The organism is Sphingomonas rustica (genome assembly GCF_039652585.1).
In the GTDB taxonomy this organism is placed as follows: domain Bacteria; phylum Pseudomonadota; class Alphaproteobacteria; order Sphingomonadales; family Sphingomonadaceae; genus Sphingomonas; species Sphingomonas rustica.
On the sequence record NZ_JBDIZK010000012.1, the window covers coordinates 42266 to 60022 of the forward strand.

17 protein-coding genes are annotated in these 17757 nt (G+C 67.5%); 9 read left to right on the plus strand and 8 right to left on the minus strand.

What is annotated here, in order from left to right:
- Nucleotides 1-4: 4 nt before the first annotated feature.
- The 4 genes from TPR58_RS18145 to TPR58_RS18160 are packed head-to-tail and all read right to left on the minus strand — an operon-like array spanning nucleotide 5 to nucleotide 2437.
- Nucleotides 5-883 (minus strand): NAD(P)H-hydrate dehydratase, encoded by an 879-nt coding sequence (locus tag TPR58_RS18145; protein ID WP_346248153.1) that lies wholly within the window; start codon nucleotides 881-883, stop codon nucleotides 5-7.
- A complete protein-coding gene (locus tag TPR58_RS18150) occupies nucleotides 880-1668 on the minus strand; it encodes a histidine phosphatase family protein (protein ID WP_346248154.1) in 789 nt (262 codons plus the stop codon). Before TPR58_RS18150 ends, TPR58_RS18145 begins: the two co-directional genes overlap by 4 nt.
- Before the next feature lie 28 nt (nucleotides 1669-1696).
- Nucleotides 1697-1921, minus strand: coding sequence for a hypothetical protein (locus TPR58_RS18155; protein WP_346248155.1), 225 nt, complete (start codon nucleotides 1919-1921; stop codon nucleotides 1697-1699).
- Between the two features lie 3 nt (nucleotides 1922-1924).
- Nucleotides 1925-2437, minus strand: coding sequence for a hemerythrin domain-containing protein (locus tag TPR58_RS18160; RefSeq protein ID WP_346248156.1), 513 nt, complete (start codon nucleotides 2435-2437; stop codon nucleotides 1925-1927).
- Between the two features lie 246 nt (nucleotides 2438-2683).
- On the opposite strand from TPR58_RS18160, the gene TPR58_RS18165 reads away from it, so the two are divergent.
- From TPR58_RS18165 to TPR58_RS18185, 5 genes are all read left to right on the plus strand, one after another.
- Nucleotides 2684-3205 carry a DUF2975 domain-containing protein gene (locus TPR58_RS18165; protein WP_346248157.1) on the plus strand — a complete coding sequence of 174 codons (522 nt, stop codon included), beginning with the start codon at nucleotides 2684-2686 and terminating at the stop codon, nucleotides 3203-3205.
- Nucleotides 3205-3420, plus strand: coding sequence for a helix-turn-helix domain-containing protein (locus TPR58_RS18170; RefSeq protein ID WP_346248158.1), 216 nt, complete (start codon nucleotides 3205-3207; stop codon nucleotides 3418-3420). Before TPR58_RS18165 ends, TPR58_RS18170 begins: the two co-directional genes overlap by 1 nt.
- Nucleotides 3417-4172 carry a hypothetical protein gene (locus TPR58_RS18175; protein ID WP_346248159.1) on the plus strand — a complete coding sequence of 252 codons (756 nt, stop codon included), beginning with the start codon at nucleotides 3417-3419 and terminating at the stop codon, nucleotides 4170-4172. Before TPR58_RS18170 ends, TPR58_RS18175 begins: the two co-directional genes overlap by 4 nt.
- A gap of 93 nt (nucleotides 4173-4265) precedes the next feature.
- Nucleotides 4266-4976 (plus strand): hypothetical protein, encoded by a 711-nt coding sequence (locus TPR58_RS18180; RefSeq protein ID WP_346248160.1) that lies wholly within the window; start codon nucleotides 4266-4268, stop codon nucleotides 4974-4976.
- A complete protein-coding gene (locus TPR58_RS18185; RefSeq protein ID WP_346248161.1) occupies nucleotides 4966-6537 on the plus strand; it encodes a hypothetical protein in 1572 nt (523 codons plus the stop codon). The genes TPR58_RS18180 and TPR58_RS18185 overlap by 11 nt, the downstream gene beginning before the upstream one ends.
- Before the next feature lie 7 nt (nucleotides 6538-6544).
- Here TPR58_RS18185 and TPR58_RS18190 read toward each other — a convergent pair whose 3' ends face one another.
- Together TPR58_RS18190 and TPR58_RS18195 are read right to left on the minus strand one after the other, a co-directional pair.
- The gene (locus TPR58_RS18190; RefSeq protein ID WP_346248162.1) at nucleotides 6545-7018 is read right to left on the minus strand and encodes an OsmC family protein; all 474 of its coding nucleotides are present in this window, start codon (nucleotides 7016-7018) and stop codon (nucleotides 6545-6547) included.
- A 113-nt stretch (nucleotides 7019-7131) separates the two neighbouring features.
- Nucleotides 7132-8313 carry an acetyltransferase domain-containing protein gene (locus TPR58_RS18195; protein WP_346248163.1) on the minus strand — a complete coding sequence of 394 codons (1182 nt, stop codon included), beginning with the start codon at nucleotides 8311-8313 and terminating at the stop codon, nucleotides 7132-7134.
- 43 nt (nucleotides 8314-8356) lie between these two features.
- Between TPR58_RS18195 and TPR58_RS18200 the strand changes: the two genes are divergently transcribed.
- The 4 genes from TPR58_RS18200 (at nucleotide 8357) to TPR58_RS18215 (ending at nucleotide 14264) form a co-directional block, all read left to right on the plus strand.
- On the plus strand, nucleotides 8357-10471 hold the full coding sequence (locus TPR58_RS18200; RefSeq protein WP_346248164.1) for a TonB-dependent siderophore receptor: 2115 nt from the start codon (nucleotides 8357-8359) through the stop codon (nucleotides 10469-10471).
- A gap of 121 nt (nucleotides 10472-10592) precedes the next feature.
- Nucleotides 10593-12605 (plus strand): threonine--tRNA ligase, encoded by a 2013-nt coding sequence (gene thrS / locus TPR58_RS18205; RefSeq protein WP_346248165.1) that lies wholly within the window; start codon nucleotides 10593-10595, stop codon nucleotides 12603-12605.
- Between the two features lie 232 nt (nucleotides 12606-12837).
- Entirely contained in the window at nucleotides 12838-13371 is a 534-nt protein-coding gene (infC, locus tag TPR58_RS18210; protein WP_346248166.1) for a translation initiation factor IF-3, read from the plus strand.
- Nucleotides 13372-13379: 8 nt separating this feature from the next.
- Nucleotides 13380-14264: a glycoside hydrolase family 16 protein gene (locus TPR58_RS18215; RefSeq protein ID WP_346248167.1), complete on the plus strand. Its 885-nt coding sequence runs from the start codon at nucleotides 13380-13382 to the stop codon at nucleotides 14262-14264.
- Nucleotides 14265-14541: 277 nt separating this feature from the next.
- On the opposite strand, the gene TPR58_RS18220 is transcribed toward TPR58_RS18215, so the two are convergent.
- A complete protein-coding gene (locus TPR58_RS18220; protein ID WP_346248168.1) occupies nucleotides 14542-14925 on the minus strand; it encodes a VOC family protein in 384 nt (127 codons plus the stop codon).
- A gap of 22 nt (nucleotides 14926-14947) precedes the next feature.
- The gene (locus tag TPR58_RS18225; RefSeq protein WP_346248169.1) at nucleotides 14948-17698 is read right to left on the minus strand and encodes a [protein-PII] uridylyltransferase; all 2751 of its coding nucleotides are present in this window, start codon (nucleotides 17696-17698) and stop codon (nucleotides 14948-14950) included.
- Between the last annotated feature and the right edge of the window lie 59 nt (nucleotides 17699-17757).

Consider the following 17757-nt stretch of genomic DNA (forward strand, 5'->3'; position numbering starts at 1 on the left):
TCACTCAGCCGCCGCGGGTTTCCATCGCGTGGAGCGCGGGCGGGATGTGCACCGCGATCTCGCCCGCGCGAAAGCCGATCGGCGCGCACAGATTGCCCGCGCGTCGCCCCGCCTCGCCGTGCAGCCACACGCCCCAGGCGGCGGCCTCGCGCGGCGGCGCACCGCGCGCCAGCAGCCCGCCGATCAGCCCGGCCAGCACATCGCCCGATCCCGCGGTGCCCAGCCCGGCGACGCCGCTGCGATAATGGAGGCAGTCGCTATCGCCGGGTGCGGCGATGACCGTGTCGGCGGATTTCAGCGCGACGATCGCACCGAACCGGTCCGCCGCCCGGTGCGCCGCAGCCGCCAGGTCGACCTCGATCGCGTCCTTGTCGCAGTCCAGCAGCCGCGCCAGTTCGCCGGGATGCGGCGTCAGCACGACCTCGCGGCGGCCGGGCAGCAACGCCGCAGCGGCGGTCATCGCCCCGGCGTCGAGCAGGATCGGCACCTCGCACTGGTCGATCAGCGCGGCGACGATCGCCTCGGTCCGGTCGGTCTGGCGCATGCCGGGCCCGACCACCAGCGCGTCGATCTGGCCGAAACGGCGCTGCATGCTGTCCGGCAGGGGCGAGACGATCTCGCCGTCATGTTCGGCTAGTGCGATCACCGCGGCTTCCGGAAAGGCGATGCCGATTGCGGTTGCGATGCTCGAAATAGTTGCAAGTGCAACCTTTCCCGCACCCGATCGAAGTGCGGCGTCGCCGGTCAACAGCAGTGCGCCCGGTACCTCGGCCGATCCGCCGATCGCCAGCACCCGGCCGCGCGCATCCTTGTCCTTGCCGCCCGCGACGCTGGGCAGCGGATGCGCCGCCAGCCATGGCGAGTCGATCGCGGTCAGGCTCATCCGCGTGCCGCCATCGGCGGATCCTTGGCGGTGGTGACGGGCACGCGCTCATGTTCGACCGGGGCGGTGAGGTTGTAGCGATCGAGCACCAGCCCGCCCTGATGGCCGAAATCGGGATCGAAGCGATAGTCGGTGACCCCGCAATTGGCGACGTCACCCTCGGCGTCGATCGCCAGGATGCGTTGCTCGTCGAGCGATTCGATGATGTAGCGCATGCACAGCACCACCACCTGATGCGCGACGATCAGCACGCGGCCGCCGGCATGGTGGAGCGAGATCGTGTCGAGCACCGAGCGCAGCCGCAGGATCACGTCGCACCAGCTCTCGCCGCCGGGCGGACGATGATAGAATTTGCCGAGCAGCCGGCGGAACTCGGCCTGTTCGGGCTGGAGGTTGCGGACACCCTGGGTGGTCAGCCCGTCGAGGATGCCGAACTCCTTCTCGCGCAGCCGTTCGTCGCGGCACAAGGGCTCGTCGGCATCGACGCCGCCGCACTCGCGGATCAGCGCAGCGGTCTGCATCGCGCGAACATAGGGCGAGACGAGCACCGCGGTCGGTCGCTCGTCGGCGGGCATCGCCGCGAACCACTGGCCCAGCGCGCGCGACTGATCCTCGCCCAGGCCGCTGAGCGGCACGTCGACGTCGCGCTGGCTCAGCGCGATCCGGTCGAGCCGGGCATCGTGCGCGGCGTCGCGCGCGACATTGCCCGCCGACTGGCCGTGCCGAACCACCCACAGCCGCTCCGGCCAGCGCGGCGCATGTGTCAGGCGATCATTCGCGGCCATCGCGCATCCCGTTCATTCGACAGCCGGCTCAGCGGGCGCGCCCGCCGCCATGGCAGACGCGCATCGGGCGAAGCGCCGCGCCAGGCTGTGCCATCAGCGCGAGCAATCGGGCGCGCACGCCGTGCGCCGCAAGCTGGGCATCGACCGCGAGGTGCCGTTCGCTGACCAGGATCTGGCGGAGTTGCGCCAGGGTGCGAGCCCGGCCGTCGCGAACGAGGTCGAATGCGCGCTGGACGGTGCTGTCCTCTTCCATCGCTTAGACCGCCGGCGCCGCGACCGCACGGGTCTCGGCAGGGGGAAGGCCAGAGCTGCCGGCCAGCGCCATCAGCTCTTGCTTGCGCGCGAGCATCGCCTCGCCGAGGGCGACCAGGTCGACATCGGTTTTGCGGCACTGGGCGAACATGCCCTCGCCGCGCATCTCCTCCTCATGGACGTGATGCTCGATCTCCTCCGACAGCACCTTCACCTTGGCGTCGTAGAAATCGTCTTCCGGCGATCCTGCCTCGATATCGTTGATCAGCACCTTCGCGCCGTCATGCTCGACATAGGCCTCGTCCAGCGTGTCCTCCTCGATCTTGCCGCGGAACGCCGGGTAGAAAATCTCTTCCTCGATCAGGGTATGCACCTTGAGCTCGGTGCAGATCTGCCGCGCAAGCTTCTGCTTGCTCGACTTGCCGCTGGTCGCCTCGAACTTTTCGAACAGGTCCTCGACCGAGCGATGGTCCGCCTTCAACAGGGCGATCGCATCGGTATAGCGGGGTTCGGGCATCGCGGCTCTCCCATGAGTGACGAGTCTCAAACCGCCGTGACGCGGCGAGTTCCGCTTCCTGATCTATGTCAGTCCGCGAAACCGGTGCGGGCGACCGGCGGAGCGCCATTCCGGAACCGGCCGGATCCGCCAGCTTGCCGATCGCTACCGGCAGGTCGCGTCATGCCCATGGCTACTGACGCAAGGCATATTGACAATCGATGCACGTATTATCGATAATCAATATATCGAAACGGGAGTCGCGGGATGGGGCAGAGTCGGATTGTCGGGGCGCTCGCACGGGTGCTGACGGTGATGCAGGGCATAAACTATATCTGCGGCGCACTGTTCGTCGTGGCGCTGATCGCGACCCTGCCGTTCGTCGGCGTTCTCGAGGCGCGGCTGATCGCGAAATACGGGCCGGCGCTGGGGTCGGGCGACGCGCTGCTGGCAATGCGCGGGGTGATGCTGGTGGGGCTGCTCGCGGTGTGGGCGGTCGCGCGGCTGTTCTCGGCGCTGGCGGCGATGGTCGCGTCGGTGCGCGCGGGCGATCCCTTCGTCGCCGCCAATGTCGTGCGGCTGCGCAGCATCGGCTGGTCGATTCTCGCGCTTCAGCTGCTCGACCTGATCGTCGGCGCCGCCAGCTTCTGGTTCAAATCGCGCGGCATCGACTATGTCGACTGGACGCCCTCGCTGATCGGCTGGCTGGCGGTGCTGGTCGCCTTCGTGCTGGCGGAGGTGTTTCATCAGGGCACGGCGATGCGCGACGATCTGGCGGACACGATCTGATGGCGGTCCGCGTACATCTCGACGAACTGCTCCACCAGCGCCGCATGACGCTGACCGAGCTCAGCGATGCGGTTGGGATCACGCTCGCCAACCTGTCGATCCTGAAGACCGGCAAGGCCAAGGCGATCCGATTCTCGACGCTCGAGGCGCTTTGCGAGGCGCTGCAATGCCAGCCGGGCGACCTGCTGACTTTTCATGAGGGGGAAGACCAATGATGTGGGTGAAACGCTTTTTCGGTGACCTGATCGGCGCGCATGTCGACGGGGCGCGGGTGATGCTTGCGCTGCCATGGCTGTTCGGGATCGTCGTGCTGTGCGAATTCGCCCAGCATGTCGTGGAGATCCGCACCGGATTCTTCGTCGATGCCGCGACCCGCGAGGCAGTCGCGCTCGACGCGGGGCGGATGGCGTTCGCCTGGCCCAAGATGGCGCTGGTCTATATCGGCGGTTTCTTCGCGATCCGGTATCTCGTGCTGGGTGATGCACGACTGGCGATGCGCCCGTCCGCGGCGACGGTCGCCCGCTACCTGCCTTATGTCGCCTATTCGCTCGCGCTGTTCGTCCTGATCTTCTTCGCAGGGAGCTTCCTGCCCAAGGATCAGGTCATGGGATTCCGCAGCGTGGTGGGACTTTCCCAGGTCGCGATCGAGCCGCTGCTGATGCTGTGGATCGTCTCGGCGGCCACGGATGGCCCGGTCTCCGGCCCGCTGCGCTCGGCCCGGCTGACCGGCTGGATGTATCTGTGGGCGCTGCCGATCTTCTTCATCGGTCGCCTGCCGCTCAACGGCGCGCATCAATATTTCCATCATCTGGCGCTGGGGAAATCCGCCGCCACGGTCTGGACGCTGATGATCATCGACGCGCTGATGGTGGGGCTGCTCGTGGCGGCAATACCGGCGCTCTACGTCCGGATCGCGCGAGCGATCGACGAGCGGGCGCTGCGCCGCGCACGACTCGCCGTGGCTTGATCCTGCCTTGGGCGTAGGTCCCGGACTCGCGCGCTCCGGGACCGCTTGTCTCTCCCGCTGTTCCGGCTAGGCTGTCCGGCAGCAGGGGGGCAGATGCCGGGGGAAATCATCGACTTGGGCGACGAGCCTCGCGGTTTCGCGGGGCTCGACTCGTGGCGGACCGATGTCGATGCCGCGATCGCCGCGGCGCGGCTCCATATCGCGGATCATGACGATCCCCTGCTCGGTGCATCACGCGAGGCCACCGACCAACCCGCGCAGGGCTATTTCCGCGATATCGGGTGGATCTGGCTGTGGATCATCCTGCCCTTTGCCGCGGTGGTCAGCGCGATCGTCTGGTGGGAAAGCCGGGGCAGCTTCTGGTGGGACGAGGAGGGCACATATGAGCCCGTGGCCCGCGGCGAGCCCCGAGGCCTGGCCGATCCGGCGATCGCGGACGCGGGGAATGCGATCATCGACAATGCGATGATGGACAATGCACTGGCCGCCGTCCTGTCGGAGTCCGCCCCCAGTGAGGATTCGTCCGACGAAACGCTGCCGATCGACGCGCGTGCGGTGCAGGCCCTGCGCCATTGCCTCGAAGAGCGGACGCGGCTGGGCGCCGAACGGGGCGCGCTTGCCGATCTGGGCATCAACGATCCCGACCGGCACGATTCCGCCGTTCCCGGCTTCAACGGGCGCGTCGACGACTTCAACCGGCGCTGTGTCGGCCGGGCCCATAGCGAACCCGAATGGGCAGAGGCGGAACGGGGGCTGGCCGATCCCGCCACCCTGCGACTCCAAGGGCAAGCGCGTGTCTTCTGACCTCGCATCCAATCCGTTCGCGATCCTCGGCGTCTCGCCCCGGGACCGGAGCGAACGAGCTCGCGCCGCGGTCGACGCCGCATCGGGTGCGCTGGCCGCGTCGCGTCGCGAGGCGGCGGCAAGGCTCGGCGCCTCGGCCTCGCGCCTCGATGCCGAAATGGCATGGCTTCCGGGGGCGCCGCCGGAAATCGGCGCTCAGGCGATCGCCGGTCTCGGCAATGCATCGGCGCTCGCCGCCATTCCCGTCCAAGGCCTGGCCCGCGCCAATATCCTGATCGACGCGATCGCCGCACTGCCCGACAGCGATGCGGAGCGACTGGCCGAATGGACCGAACTGCTCGCGTCCGCCGCAGCGTTCGACAGCGTCGATGACCTGCTGGCGCAGATCAATGCCGATCGCGCGCTTGCCGGAGTGATGCTGGTGTCCAGCCGGAGCGCGGTGGAAGAGGCGCTGGCGCGACGCCGCGCCACGCTGATCGAACGTGCCTGCGCCGAGATGACGGGCGGCCCGACGCGGGTCATGCTGAAGGCGATGCGCGCGCTGGCGGAGCGGGTCCCGGCGCCGTCCGATCCGATGCTGGTGGCGCTGTTCGATCGGTACGCCGCCGGCGTCGGCGACTGGCTGGCCGAAGAGGCGGAAGCCGCGGTCCTCCTCGCCAATGAGATCGCCCGGGTTGCGAGGCTGCGGCCCGACGCGCTGACGCCGCTGACCGACAGCTTCGAGCAACTGCTCGGCCGATGGGCGGAGATTGCGCTGCCGGTCCAGCGCGCAGCAGGCGCCCGGCGCGCGCCGGGCGATCCTGCGAGCATCCGGCTTGCGGAGGCGCTGACACATGCGATCGACGCGCTTCAGCGCAACGCTATTCATGCCGCCGCTGCTGCGTTGACCAATCAGGGCATGGCGGCATTGGCCGGCGTGCCGCAAGCGCTGAGCACGCTTCGGGATGAGCGGAGCGAGATCGATCGCGATATGGCCGAATTGGCCAAGCGTGATCCGATGCTTCACTATTCGGTTGCCCTCGGCTCGATCCTGAGCCGCGAACTCAGGATTTCGCCCGACGGCGTATATTATCGCGACGTCTTCACCTCGGTATACGACATCGAGGCGATCCGTTGGGGACGGTATGCGTATGGGGATAGCCTTACGCCCTGGGGCGTCAGCTGGACCGTTCGGGGCCGGAAGACCAACGTGAATCTCGCCGGACGCGCAATCTGCGAGGAAATCATCGCCACGATGCGCCGGGCCTGGGGGCCGATGCTGATGAAGAAGGTGGCCACGCGCCTTCATCGCGGCGAGCCGATCCGGCTGGGCAAGGCGGTACTGCGCGACGGGTCGATCGCACTGCCCATCGCCTGGAGCTTCGGCGAAACGGTCGAGTTGGGCTGGGAAGAGATCGAGATGGCGTGGGACAATGACCGGTTGCGTCTGTCGGGGCGCGCGCAGGCGAATGCGCGCGTGCGGCTCGACCCGTCCGCGTTCGACAATATTGCGATCATCGAGGACTTGATCGCGCGCGCTCAGGCGCGGCGTTGGACCCGCCTGAGCGACGGGCTGATCTGAGGCGGGCTCAACCCTCGATATAGCGTGCCTCGACGCTGACCGGGAAATTCACCGACCGGGCGATGAAGCAATAATGATGCACCTCGCCGTGGAGCGCATCGGCGGCGGCGAGGTCGGCGCCAGGATCGACACGGATTTCGGGACGCAGCACGGCGCTCAGGAACCGGCCCTCGCCGCGCGGGCCGGTTTCGCCGACGCCCAGCGGGTCGTCGCGATACTCATGCACAACGATGCCGGCCTTCGCCGCCAGATGCAGATACCAGAGCATATGGCAGGACGAGAGGCTGGCGAGCAGCAGGTCCTCTGGATTGGGCCTTGCCGGGTCGCCGCCCAGCAGCGGGTCGTTCGAACAGGCGATCTCCGCCTTGCCCGGCGTGACGATCGACCAGGTCCGGTCATAGCCGCGATAGCTGCGCGTGCCCTCGCCGCGGTTGCCGGTCCAGGCGATGCGGGCGGTATAGTCGTGCGTGACGGTCGGCATGGCAGGCTCCGGTCGGCGAGTCGGGTCGTGGGGGTATAGCGCTGGTTTGGCAGTGGTTTGCATCTCCTCCCCCGCTTCGCGAGATAGAAGAGGCATGCGACCGCATCGCCAGCTTACAGATACCGCATCCACCACGCGCCGCTCGCGCGCTTCTTCGCCGCGAACCAGCGGCAGGCGAACCAGCAGGGGACCGCGACCAGCGCCGCGATCGCCAGGACCTGCCACAGCTGGGCGACGCCGTAATAGGTGCCGCTGAAGTTGCCGGTGACTGCCTGCGCCGCGAGGTTCAGCAGGTGCAGCAGATAGAGGTGCAGCAGGTAGAAGAAGAGCGGCACCGATCCGAACACGGTCAGCCATCCGGTCGCGCGCGACGGCAGCGCCTCGAACAGCGCGAGCAGCAGCGTGCCAACGCCCAGCGTCAGCAGCAGGAAGTCCATCGATGGCGGATATTTGGTGACGTTGAGGAAGCTCATCACCGTGCGCAACGGGGTTTCCTGCGCGTTCCAGGGCAGCGGATCGCCATAGAGGTTGATCGTCCGTGCCACCACGAAGAGCGTCAGCATCGCCGCGCCGAGCATTACCAGCCGGTGCCGGCGCCGCAGCGCATCGACCCCGCGGGCGAACCAGGGCCCGGCGGCATAGCCGAGCGCGATCACCCCGATCCAGGGCAGCAGCGGATAGGAAGTCCGCGCGCGGATGCCGCCGGGCAGGTCGATGAAGCCGCGATCGTGCAGGATCGCCCACGGGATATGGCCCGGCTCGCCCGGCGCGAACTGGATCGGGTCGAGGAGATTATGCCCGAAGACGATCACCAACCCGATCGTCGCCAGTGCGGCGCGCGGCAGATGGACCAAGGCGGCCAGTGCGATCATCGACAGCCCGATCACCCAGATCACCTGCAGAAACAGGATCGGCGGGGTGACGTCGAAGCTCCAGGCGAAGCTGACCGCCGTCAGTTCGAGCAGGACGAGGAACAGGCCCCGCTTGAACAGGAAGGCCGAGGCCGCGGGGGCGCCGCCCTTGCCCTCGGCATAGAGGCAGGCGGCGATGCCGGTCAGCGCGACGAAGATCGGTGCGCACAGGTGGGCGCCCAGTCGGGCGAAGAACAGGTCCGGCGCGATGCCGGCCACGTCCATCGGATCGCTGACCTGGGCATGATAGAAAAAGAATTCGCGCGAATGATCGACCAGCATCAGCAGGATCACCAGGCCGCGCAGGGCGTCGATCGACGCGATCCGCGCAGAGCGAACGACGGCTGCCGCGGGGGCGGGGGCGGTTGACAAGATATCGGGCATGACAGAAACGGGTATGGTACAACATAACATAGAGGGTCAAGTTTTGTTCGTTCGCTCCACGGTCCGCGCGGCCGGCCCCGCCGTCGCTGCGCTCGCCGCCGCATGCCTGTTCCCCGCCGACTCCCGCGCCGAAGAAGAAGTCAGGCCCGCGCCCGCCGGCGAGACCGCACCGGAATCGGAGGCGGAAGGACAGGAGATCGTCGTGCTCGGCACGCGCAGCGACCGCGCCGACCGCACGCTTTCGGCCGATATCGTCACCGAACGCATGTCGACATCGAGCCGCTCGATCGAGCGCGACCTGCTGGATGCGGCGGGTGCCTATCGCCTGTCCGACGCGCTGGAACTGGTGAGCGGGGTCAGCAACCAGAATAACCGCGGCGGCTTTCTCGACAATTTCGCGATTCGCGGTTTCCTCGGCACGCCCGATGGCGGCGCCGAATATTATGTCGACGGCTTCCTCGCCAATCGCGGGCTCGCCCCGCCGCGCGATCCCGCGACGGCCGAGCGGATCGAGTTGCTCAAGGGGCCGGCGGGCGCATTGTTCGGCGATATCGATCCGGGCGGCCGGGTGAACATCGTCAGCAAGACGCCGCGTTACGCGTCCGCCGCCAGCGCGATCCTGACCTATGGCTCGTTCAACACGCGTCGGGCCGAGCTGGACGTGACCGGGCCGATCGGCGGCGGCTTTGCGGTGCGGCTGGTCGCGGCGGGCGAGGACAGCGACGGTTGGCGCGATACGGTCTCGCTGAAGCGCCGCGTGCTGGCGCCGTCGATCAGCTGGCAGTCGGGCGCGGGCACGCGGATCACCTATGTCGGCGAGCTGACCGAGTTCGACGCGCCGTTCGATCGCGGCATTCCGGCGATCGGCGGCGACGCCAATGCGCTGCCGGCCAGCCATTTCTATGGCGAGCCGGGTGACGGCGTCACCCGCTTCCGCAACCAGCGCCACCAGCTGACCGGCGAGACGAAGCTGGGCGACGACTGGTCGCTGAACGGCGGCATCGCCTGGCGGACGGGGTCCCTGCGCGGCTTTTCGTCGGATCAGTCACGGCTGGTCGACAACCGCACCTTGTGGCGCCAGCGGCGCGAGCGCGGTTACACGGTCGACGACCTGTCGGCCAGGGTCGAACTGACCGGCCGGGTCGGCTCGCATCGGCCCAGCATCGGGGTGAAGGGCTATGTGCTCGACTATACCGAGCTCTTGATGCGCCGGAACCCGAGCGCGGCGGCGCCGCATGCGATCGACGTTTTCGATCCGGTCTATGGCGGCACCGCGCTGCCGTTGCTGCCCTTTACCGACAATCGCGAGAAGCGCTGGGCGGCGACGGTGTACGTCCAGGACATGTGGAACGTGACCGACCGGCTGACGCTCAGCGGCGGCGTGCGGTTCGACGCCTATCGCCAGCGCATCCGCAACAACCGCACCGGCGCGGTCGGCCGGACGATCGACGAGCCGGTCAATTTCCGCATCGGCGCCCGCTATGCGATCGACGAGGTGTTCGCGGTCCACGCCAATTGGGGCGAAAGCTTCCTGCTCAATTCGGGTATCGGCCGCGATGGCAGCGGTTTCGCGCCAGAGCGCGGCAAGGGCTATGAGCTGGGCGCAACCGCGTCGTGGCCCGGCATCGATATCGCCGTCACCTGGTTCGACATCGCCAAGCGCGACATCCTGACCAACGATCCGGTCGACCCCAATTTCCTGGCGCCGGTCGGCAGCCTGACCAGCCGCGGGATCGAGTTCGACGCGGCGGTGAAGCTGGGGCGCAACTGGCAGGTCGTCGCCAATTACGCCTGGACGCGTGCCCGCGCCGACGACAGCGCCTTCGCCACCGACCAGGTGCTCAACGTGCCCGAACATGCCGGCACGATCTTCGTCGTCGGTCGCTTCCTCGACGATGCGGGGCGCGGGCCGTCGGTCAGCGCCGGCCTTGCCTATGTCGGTGACCGCGCCGGGGCGATCGACGCCAGCGGGCTGGTCCTGCCGGCCTATGTGAAGGCCAAGGCTGCAATCGACTGGACGCTGTCGCCCCATGTCGCGGTGCGGCTGGAGGCGGACAATCTGTTCGACGAACGCTATGCGCAGAGTTCGTACAGCCCGGTGTGGATCTTCCCCGGTGCGCCGCGCACGGTGCGCGCGTCGCTCCGGCTGGCGCTCTAGGAACGGGCGCTTCGGGACGGATTCGGGCGGCGCCCTGTCGCCCGCCTCTTCGCTTGCCTATATCCGCGACTCGCGGGCATAAGCCGCGCTCCTGAATTCCCCGAAGAGAAAGTCCGATCCCGTGACCGAGATGTTCCGAATTACGCTGCCCGACGGTTCCGTCCGCGAGGTAGCCCCGGGGACTACCCCGGCGGACATCGCCGCGGCGATCGGTCCGGGCCTGGCCAAGGCGGCGCTGGCGGCGCGCGTCGATGGCGAGCTGCGCGACATCATGCGTCCGCTGGAAGGCGATGCGACGCTCGCGCTGGTGACGGCGAAGGACGAGAAGGACGCGCTCGAGCTCGCGCGCCACGATTATGCGCACATCCTGGCCGAGGCGGTGCAGAAGCTGTTCCCGGCGACGCAGATCACCTTTGGCCCCTCGACCGACGACGGCTTCTATTACGACTTCGCGCCGTCGCCCGACCGCGGCCCGTTCACCGACGACGACCTGCCGGCGATCGAGGCGGAGATGCGCCGGATCATCGCCGCCAACGAGCCGCTGATCCGCGAGGTGTGGAACCGCGACGACCTGATCGCGCGCTGGACCGCTGAAGGCGAGATGTTCAAGGCCGAATGGGCAGCCGAGCTTCCCGAGGGCGAGGAACTGACCGTGTACCGCGCCGGCAAGGGCGAGGACGCGTGGCTCGACATGTGCCGCGGGCCGCACCTGGCCTCGACCGGCAAGGTCGATCCCAATGCGTTCAAGCTGACGCGCGTTTCGGGCGCCTATTGGCGCGGCGACCAGAACAACCCGCAGCTGTCGCGCATCTACGGCACCGGCTGGCTGAACAAGAAGCAGCTCGACGAGCATCTCGTCCGTCTGGAGGAAGCCGCCAAGCGCGACCATCGCCGCATCGGCCAGGAGATGGACCTGTTCCACCTCCAGTCCGAGGCGCAGGGCAGCGTGTTCTGGCACCCCAAGGGCTTCCTGCTGTGGCGCCAGCTCGAGGCCTATATGCGCCGCCGGCTCGACGCCGCGGGCTATGCCGAGGTCAAGACGCCTCAGCTGATGGACGCGCGCCAGTGGGAGCAGTCGGGCCATTGGGGCAAGTATCGCGAGAACATGTTCGTCGTGCCCGACGAGATTCCGGGCACCGACGACGAGGCGCCGGTGCTGTCGGGCGATGCCGACCTGATGGCGCTGAAACCGATGAACTGCCCGGCGCACATCATGGTGTTTCGCCAGGGGATCAAGTCGTACCGCGACCTGCCGATCCGCATGGCCGAATTCGGCTGCTGCCACCGCAACGAGCCGCACGGCGCGCTGCACGGCATCATGCGGGTGCGCCAGTTCACCCAGGACGATGCGCATATCTTCGTGCGCGACGACCAGATCGTCGACGAGATCCGCGACTTCTGCGACCTGCTCGACAGCGTTTACAAGGACCTGGGGTTCGAGAAATACGCGATCAAGCTGGCGCTGCGCCCCGAGAAGCGCTTCGGCGACGATGCGATGTGGGACAAGGCCGAGCAGACGCTGCGCGACGCCGTCGCCGCGGCGGGCCGCGCGACCGAGGATTTCGGCTGGGAGGAACTGCCCGGCGAGGGTGCCTTCTATGCGCCGAAGCTGGAATTCCACCTGACCGACGCGATCGGCCGGACCTGGCAGGTCGGCACGATCCAGGCGGACACGGTGCTGCCCGAGCGGCTGGACGCGAGCTATATCGGCGAGGATGGCGAGCGCCACCGGCCGATCATGCTCCACCGCGCGATCCTGGGCACGTTCGAGCGCTTCATCGGCATCCTGATCGAGCACCATGCCGGGCGCTTCCCGATGTGGCTGTCGCCGGTTCAGGCAGTGGTGGCGACGATCGTCTCGGATGCCGACGACTATGCGAAGCAGGTCGCGGCGACGCTGGCCGCGGCCGGCATCCGCGTCGAGACCGACCTGCGCAACGAGAAGATCAACTACAAGGTGCGTGAGCATTCGGTGGCGAAGGTCCCCAACCTGCTGGTCGTCGGCAAGCGCGAGGCCGAGGAAGGCACCGTCGCGCTGCGCCAGCTGGGCAGCGACCGCCAGCGGGTGATGAGCCTGGACGAGGCGGTGGCGATGCTCGTGGCCGACGCGACCCCGCCCGACCTGAAGCGATGACCGGATGGCGCATCCGCCCTCGCCGGCGGATGCGCCACCGTCGAATCGCCCCGGAGCTGCGGCAACGGTTGCGCTTCCGGCTCCGGAAGCCGATATAAGAGTCGCCCGCGCGCCACAGTCCGCGGTATTTTCAGCCGGATGGCGCGGCCGGGGTACCGGATCGCGCATTTGTGCGTTATCTGCCCACAACCGCATGTCAATGACGACAGGAGCAAGTCTTATACGTCCTCCCATGACCCGGCGCCCGTTGGCGCCCCCGCCGATGAACGGCCCGCGCTTCAATGAATTCATCCAGTCGCCGAAGGTGCGGGTGATCGATCATGAGGGCGAGAATCTCGGCGTGATGTACACCCGCGAGGCGATCGAGCAGGCAGCCGAACATGGGCTGGACCTGGTCGAGGTGTCGCCCAACGCGGACCCGCCCGTCGCGAAGTTCCTCGACGTGGGCAAGTTCAAGTACGAGGCCCAGAAAAAGGCCAACCTCGCCCGAAAGACGCAGAAGACGCAGGAGATCAAGGAGATCAAGATGCGTCCGAACATCGACGATCATGACTATGATACGAAGATGAAGTCGATCCACAAGTTCATCGGCGAGGGCGACAAGGTGAAGGTGACGCTCCGGTTCCGCGGACGCGAGCTTTCGCACGGCCAGCTCGGCATGATCCTCCTCAAGCGCGTCCAGGAAGACACGGCGGAAATCGCCAAGGTCGAATCCTATCCGCGCATGGAAGGCCGCCAGATGCTGATGGTGATCTCGCCCAAATGACGCATCGCGTGCGAGGGTCGCTTCCGCTCGCGGCGGGAATGACCCTCGCCGCCTGCTCCATCGCCGCGACGGCGGTTCCGGCAAGCGCCCAGACCGTCCATCGCCCGGCGATCACCGCCCCGGCCGACGAGCCGATGGCGGTGCCGAAAGGCTATCGCAAGGTCTGGTCGGACGAGTTCGACCGGCCCGGCCTGCCCGACCCGGCGAAATGGACTTGGGACACCAGCCGCAACAAGATCGGCTGGCACAATGAGGAGCGGCAATATTATGCCGCGAAACGCCTTGAGAATGTCCGGGTCGAGAACGGCCATCTGATCATCGAGGCCCGCAAGGAGCGTCTGTCGGAAAAGCCGGATTTCGGCGGCCAGGACTATGCCTCGGGCAAGATCATCACCCGCGGCCTGGGCGACTTCACCTATGGCTTTATCGAGGTGCGCGCGAAGCTGCCCTGCGGCCGCGGCATCTGGCCGGCGATCTGGATGCTGGCGTCCGACGACAGTGCGGGATGGCCGGCGATGGGTGAGATCGACATCATGGAGCATGTCGGCTGGGACCCCGGGCGGGTCCATGGCACCGTCCATACCAAGGCATACAATCATGTCGCGAACACCCAGAAGGGGTCGAGCCGCATGGTCGCCGATGCCTGCTCCGCCTTCCACACCTATCAACTCGACTGGAATGCCGACCGCATCCTGATCGGCATCGACGGCCGTGCGCACATGCGCTTCGACAACGAACATAAGGGCGATCCCGCCACCTGGCCGTTCGCAACGCCCGAATATCTGATCCTCAACGTCGCCGTCGGCGGCTGGGGCGGCCAGATGGGCATCGACGACGCGGCGTTCCCGGCGAAGATGGAAGTCGATTACGTGCGGGTGTGGCAGAAGAAATAGGGCGACGTTACGGTTTCGTACCGTCGTCACCCCGGCCGAAGTGCCGGGGGCCACGGTTCGGCACATCCCGGAGGCGAGGTGCTTTAGGTGTCGGCCGCACCGGGTGGGCGACGCGCTGCATCGCCGGTCCAAGATGGAGGAGGGGTGGACGCCGGCACTGCAGCCGGGGTGACGGATTATTGTTCCTCGCTCCCGCCGCCGCGACGCGAACGCGCGAGGAGCCATGCGCCCGCCAGCACGGCGATCGCCAGGATCAGTCCCTCGCCCAGCAGGTCGCTCACTCGGCGGGCGGTTCCCACAGTTCGATCGGCGTGCCTTCGGGATCGTGGATGCGCGCGAAACGGCCGGTTTCGGGCGAATCCCATTCGGCCTTGGTGATCACCGCGACGCCCGATGCGTTGAGCTGTTCGAGCAGGCTGTCCAGGTCGCGCACGCGCAGGTTCAGCATGAACTGCCTGTCGGCTGCGAAATAGTCGGTGCTGTCCTTGAACGGCTCGAACACCACCGGACCAGGCTCGGGGTGCCAGAACCAGTCGCTGCTCTTGCCCTCGGCGTCGGTGCCGAACCCGGCGCCGACGCCCAGCACGTCGCGGTACCAGCTCTTCAACGCCTCCGGATCCTTTGCGCGCCAGAAGAACCCGCCAATCCCAAGTACCGGCATTCCCGTCTCCCTTCGATGGGCGTCAGGCCGCCTGGGCGAGGCTCCCGTCGCCCGCCGCCGCCTCCAGCAGGCGTCGCTCTATGGTCTTCAGCCGCGTGGCCGAATCGATCTTATCACCCAGCAGGTCGGTCAGGTAGAAGGTATCGACCGCGCGCTCGCCATAGGTCGCGACATGCGCCGAATGGATCGTCACCTTCGACTGGAACAGCGCATGGGCGAGCGTGAACAGCAGCGCTGGGCGGTCGCGTGCGTTCACCTCGACCACGGTGAACCGGTTCGACGCCTTGTTGTCGATCAGCACGTTCGGCACGATCGTGAAGGCATCGGCGCGCAGGCGGGGCAGCGGGCGTGACTTCAGCCGGTCCGACAGGCGCGACCGGTTCGCCAGCGCATCGGCGATCGCATCCTTGATCCGCTGCAACTGTCCCTCGTCGTCGAACGGCCGCCCGAGCGGATCCTGGACCAGGAAATTGTCGAGCGCCATGCCGTCGCGCGTCGTGTGGATCCGCGCGTCGATGATGTTGCCGCCGGCGACATGGATCGCGCCCGCGATGCGATAGAACAGGCCCGGATGGTCCGAGGCATAGACGGTGACCAGGGTCGCGCCGCGCTCGGGATAGACCTGCGCCTCGATCGAAAGCTGCGAGTCGCCCGCGGCATCGACCAGCCGGGCGTTGCGCTCGAGCACGTCTAGCGGCTCGGCGATCCAATAGGGTTCGGTCAGCCGCTTGTTCAGCGCATCCAGCCGCTCCGGCGCCCAGCCGAGAATTTCGGCCAGGTCCGCCTGCTTGACCGCGACGCGCTCGCTGCGCCCCTTCTGCTTGTGGCCCAGCCGGAGCACTTCCTCCGCCGCCTCGAACAGGTTGCCGAGCAACTGGCGCTTCCAGCTGTTCCACACGCCCGGGCCGACCGCGCGGATATCGACGATCGTCAGGATCAAGAGCAGCCGCAGCCGCTCCGGGCTCTGCACCGTCTCGGCGAAGTCGAGGATCGTCTTGAAGTCGCTGAGGTCGCGCTTGAACGCGGTTGCCGACATCAGCAGATGGTGCCGCACCAGCCAGGCAACCGTCTCGGTCTCCGCCGCGCTGAGCCCCAGCCGCGGGCACAGGCGCATCGCCACCTCCGCGCCGAGCACCGAATGATCGCCGCCGCGCCCCTTGGCGATGTCGTGCAGCAGCACCGCGACATAGAGCACCCGGCGCGACACGACCTGGGCGATGATGCCGGTGGCGAGCGGATGGTCCTCCTTCAGCTCGCCCTTCTCGATCCGGGCCAGCAGGCCGATCGCGCGGATCGAATGCTCGTCGACCGTATAGTGATGGTACATGTCGAACTGCATCTGCGCGACGACGCGGCCGAAGTCGGGAACGAACCGGCCGAACACCCCCGCCTCGTTCATCCAGCGCAGCACCGTCTCGGGATCGCGCGGTGAGGCCAGCACCTCGAGGAACAGCGCGTTGGCGCGCGGATCGCGGCGGACATCGTCGGCCAGCTTGGCATCGCGCGCGGCGGTGCGCATCGCGACGGGATGGATTTCCAGCCCGTGCAGGTCGGCCAGCTGGAACAGTTCGATCAGCCGGACCGGATCCTCGGCGAAGAAGGTTTCGCGCGGGATCGAGATCCGTCCGCGATCGAGCGAAAACCCCTTCAGCCTGCGCGGCGAGCGGAACAGCGTGGTGAGCCCGAAGCGCCGGCCGCGCGCGGCGAATTTCTCGTCGAGATGCGCCAGGAACACCCCCGACAGGTCGCCCACGGTCTTCGCCTGGAGGAAATAGAGGTGCATGAACCGCTCGACCCTGGACTTGCCGGGCCGGTCGGCGAAGCGCATCCGCTCGGCGATCTCGCGCTGCAGGTCGAAGGTCAGCCGGTCCTCGGGCCGCCGCGCCAGCGCGTGGAGGTGGCAGCGCACCGCCCACAGGAAATTCTCGGCACGGTGGAACTGGCGGAATTCCTCGCGCGTCAGCAGCCCGGCGCCGACCAGCTCGGCCGGCTCGCGGACATTATAGGCATATTTGCCGATCCAGAAGAGCGCATGCAGGTCGCGCAGCCCGCCCTTGCCCTCCTTCACATTGGGTTCGACGACATAGCGGCTGTCGCCCATCTTCTTGTGCCGCAGGTCGCGTTCGGCCAGCTTCTGGGCGATGAAGGTGCGCGCCGTATCGGCCTGGACCTCGTTCTTGAAGCGGGCCGCGGCCTGATCATACAGGTCGATGTCGCCCCAGACGTAGCGCGCCTCGAGCAGCGCGGTGCAGACGGTGACGTCGCCCTTGGCCTGGCGCACCATCTCGTCGAGGGAGCGCGACGAATGGCCGACCTTCAGCTGCATGTCCCACAGCGAGTAGAGCATCGATTCGATGACGCGCTCGGACCAGCCGGTGACCTTCCACGGGGTGAGGAAGCCGATGTCCAGGTCGGAATGCGGCGCCATCTCGCCGCGGCCATAGCCGCCGACCGCGATCAGCGTCATCCGTTCCGCCGCGGTGGGATTGGGATTGGGATGAAGCCGCTCGACCGCGAAGTCCCAGAGCAGGCGCAGCAGCTGGTCGATCAGGAAGGCGCCCGATGCCGCGCATTCCAGCCCGCGCGAGGGATGTTCGAGCAGCCGCCGCTCGATCTCCGCCCGGCCGGCCAGCAGCGCCCGCTTCAGGATGGCGGTGCCTGCCTGGCGCAGCGCCGCCTCGTCCTTCGCCTCGACGATCGACAGCTCGTCGGCAAGCGATCGACGATCGATGATGGCACGCCGGTTGGGCACGGTATCGAAGCGCGAGGACATGACGAACGAGATAAGCGAGCGCGCCGGCCCGCGCCAGCCGCGATCGAGCGATACGACCG

What these genes read in the sequence shown, in the direction of transcription:
- infC (WP_346248166.1), top strand. Translation starts at nt 12,838, where the DNA reads ATGACCCGGCGCCCGTTGGCGCCCCCGCCGATGAACGGCCCGCGCTTC.
- TPR58_RS18170 (WP_346248158.1), top strand. Translation starts at nt 3,205, where the DNA reads ATGGCGGTCCGCGTACATCTCGACGAACTGCTCCACCAGCGCCGCATG.
- TPR58_RS18150 (WP_346248154.1), bottom strand. Translation starts at nt 1,668, where the DNA reads ATGGCCGCGAATGATCGCCTGACACATGCGCCGCGCTGGCCGGAGCGG.
- TPR58_RS18190 (WP_346248162.1), bottom strand. Translation starts at nt 7,018, where the DNA reads ATGCCGACCGTCACGCACGACTATACCGCCCGCATCGCCTGGACCGGC.
- TPR58_RS18195 (WP_346248163.1), bottom strand. Translation starts at nt 8,313, where the DNA reads ATGCCCGATATCTTGTCAACCGCCCCCGCCCCCGCGGCAGCCGTCGTT.
- TPR58_RS18145 (WP_346248153.1), bottom strand. Translation starts at nt 883, where the DNA reads ATGAGCCTGACCGCGATCGACTCGCCATGGCTGGCGGCGCATCCGCTG.
- TPR58_RS18165 (WP_346248157.1), top strand. Translation starts at nt 2,684, where the DNA reads ATGGGGCAGAGTCGGATTGTCGGGGCGCTCGCACGGGTGCTGACGGTG.
- TPR58_RS18155 (WP_346248155.1), bottom strand. Translation starts at nt 1,921, where the DNA reads ATGGAAGAGGACAGCACCGTCCAGCGCGCATTCGACCTCGTTCGCGAC.
- TPR58_RS18160 (WP_346248156.1), bottom strand. Translation starts at nt 2,437, where the DNA reads ATGCCCGAACCCCGCTATACCGATGCGATCGCCCTGTTGAAGGCGGAC.
- TPR58_RS18220 (WP_346248168.1), bottom strand. Translation starts at nt 14,925, where the DNA reads ATGCCGGTACTTGGGATTGGCGGGTTCTTCTGGCGCGCAAAGGATCCG.
- TPR58_RS18225 (WP_346248169.1), bottom strand. Translation starts at nt 17,698, where the DNA reads ATGTCCTCGCGCTTCGATACCGTGCCCAACCGGCGTGCCATCATCGAT.
- TPR58_RS18175 (WP_346248159.1), top strand. Translation starts at nt 3,417, where the DNA reads ATGATGTGGGTGAAACGCTTTTTCGGTGACCTGATCGGCGCGCATGTC.
- TPR58_RS18180 (WP_346248160.1), top strand. Translation starts at nt 4,266, where the DNA reads ATGCCGGGGGAAATCATCGACTTGGGCGACGAGCCTCGCGGTTTCGCG.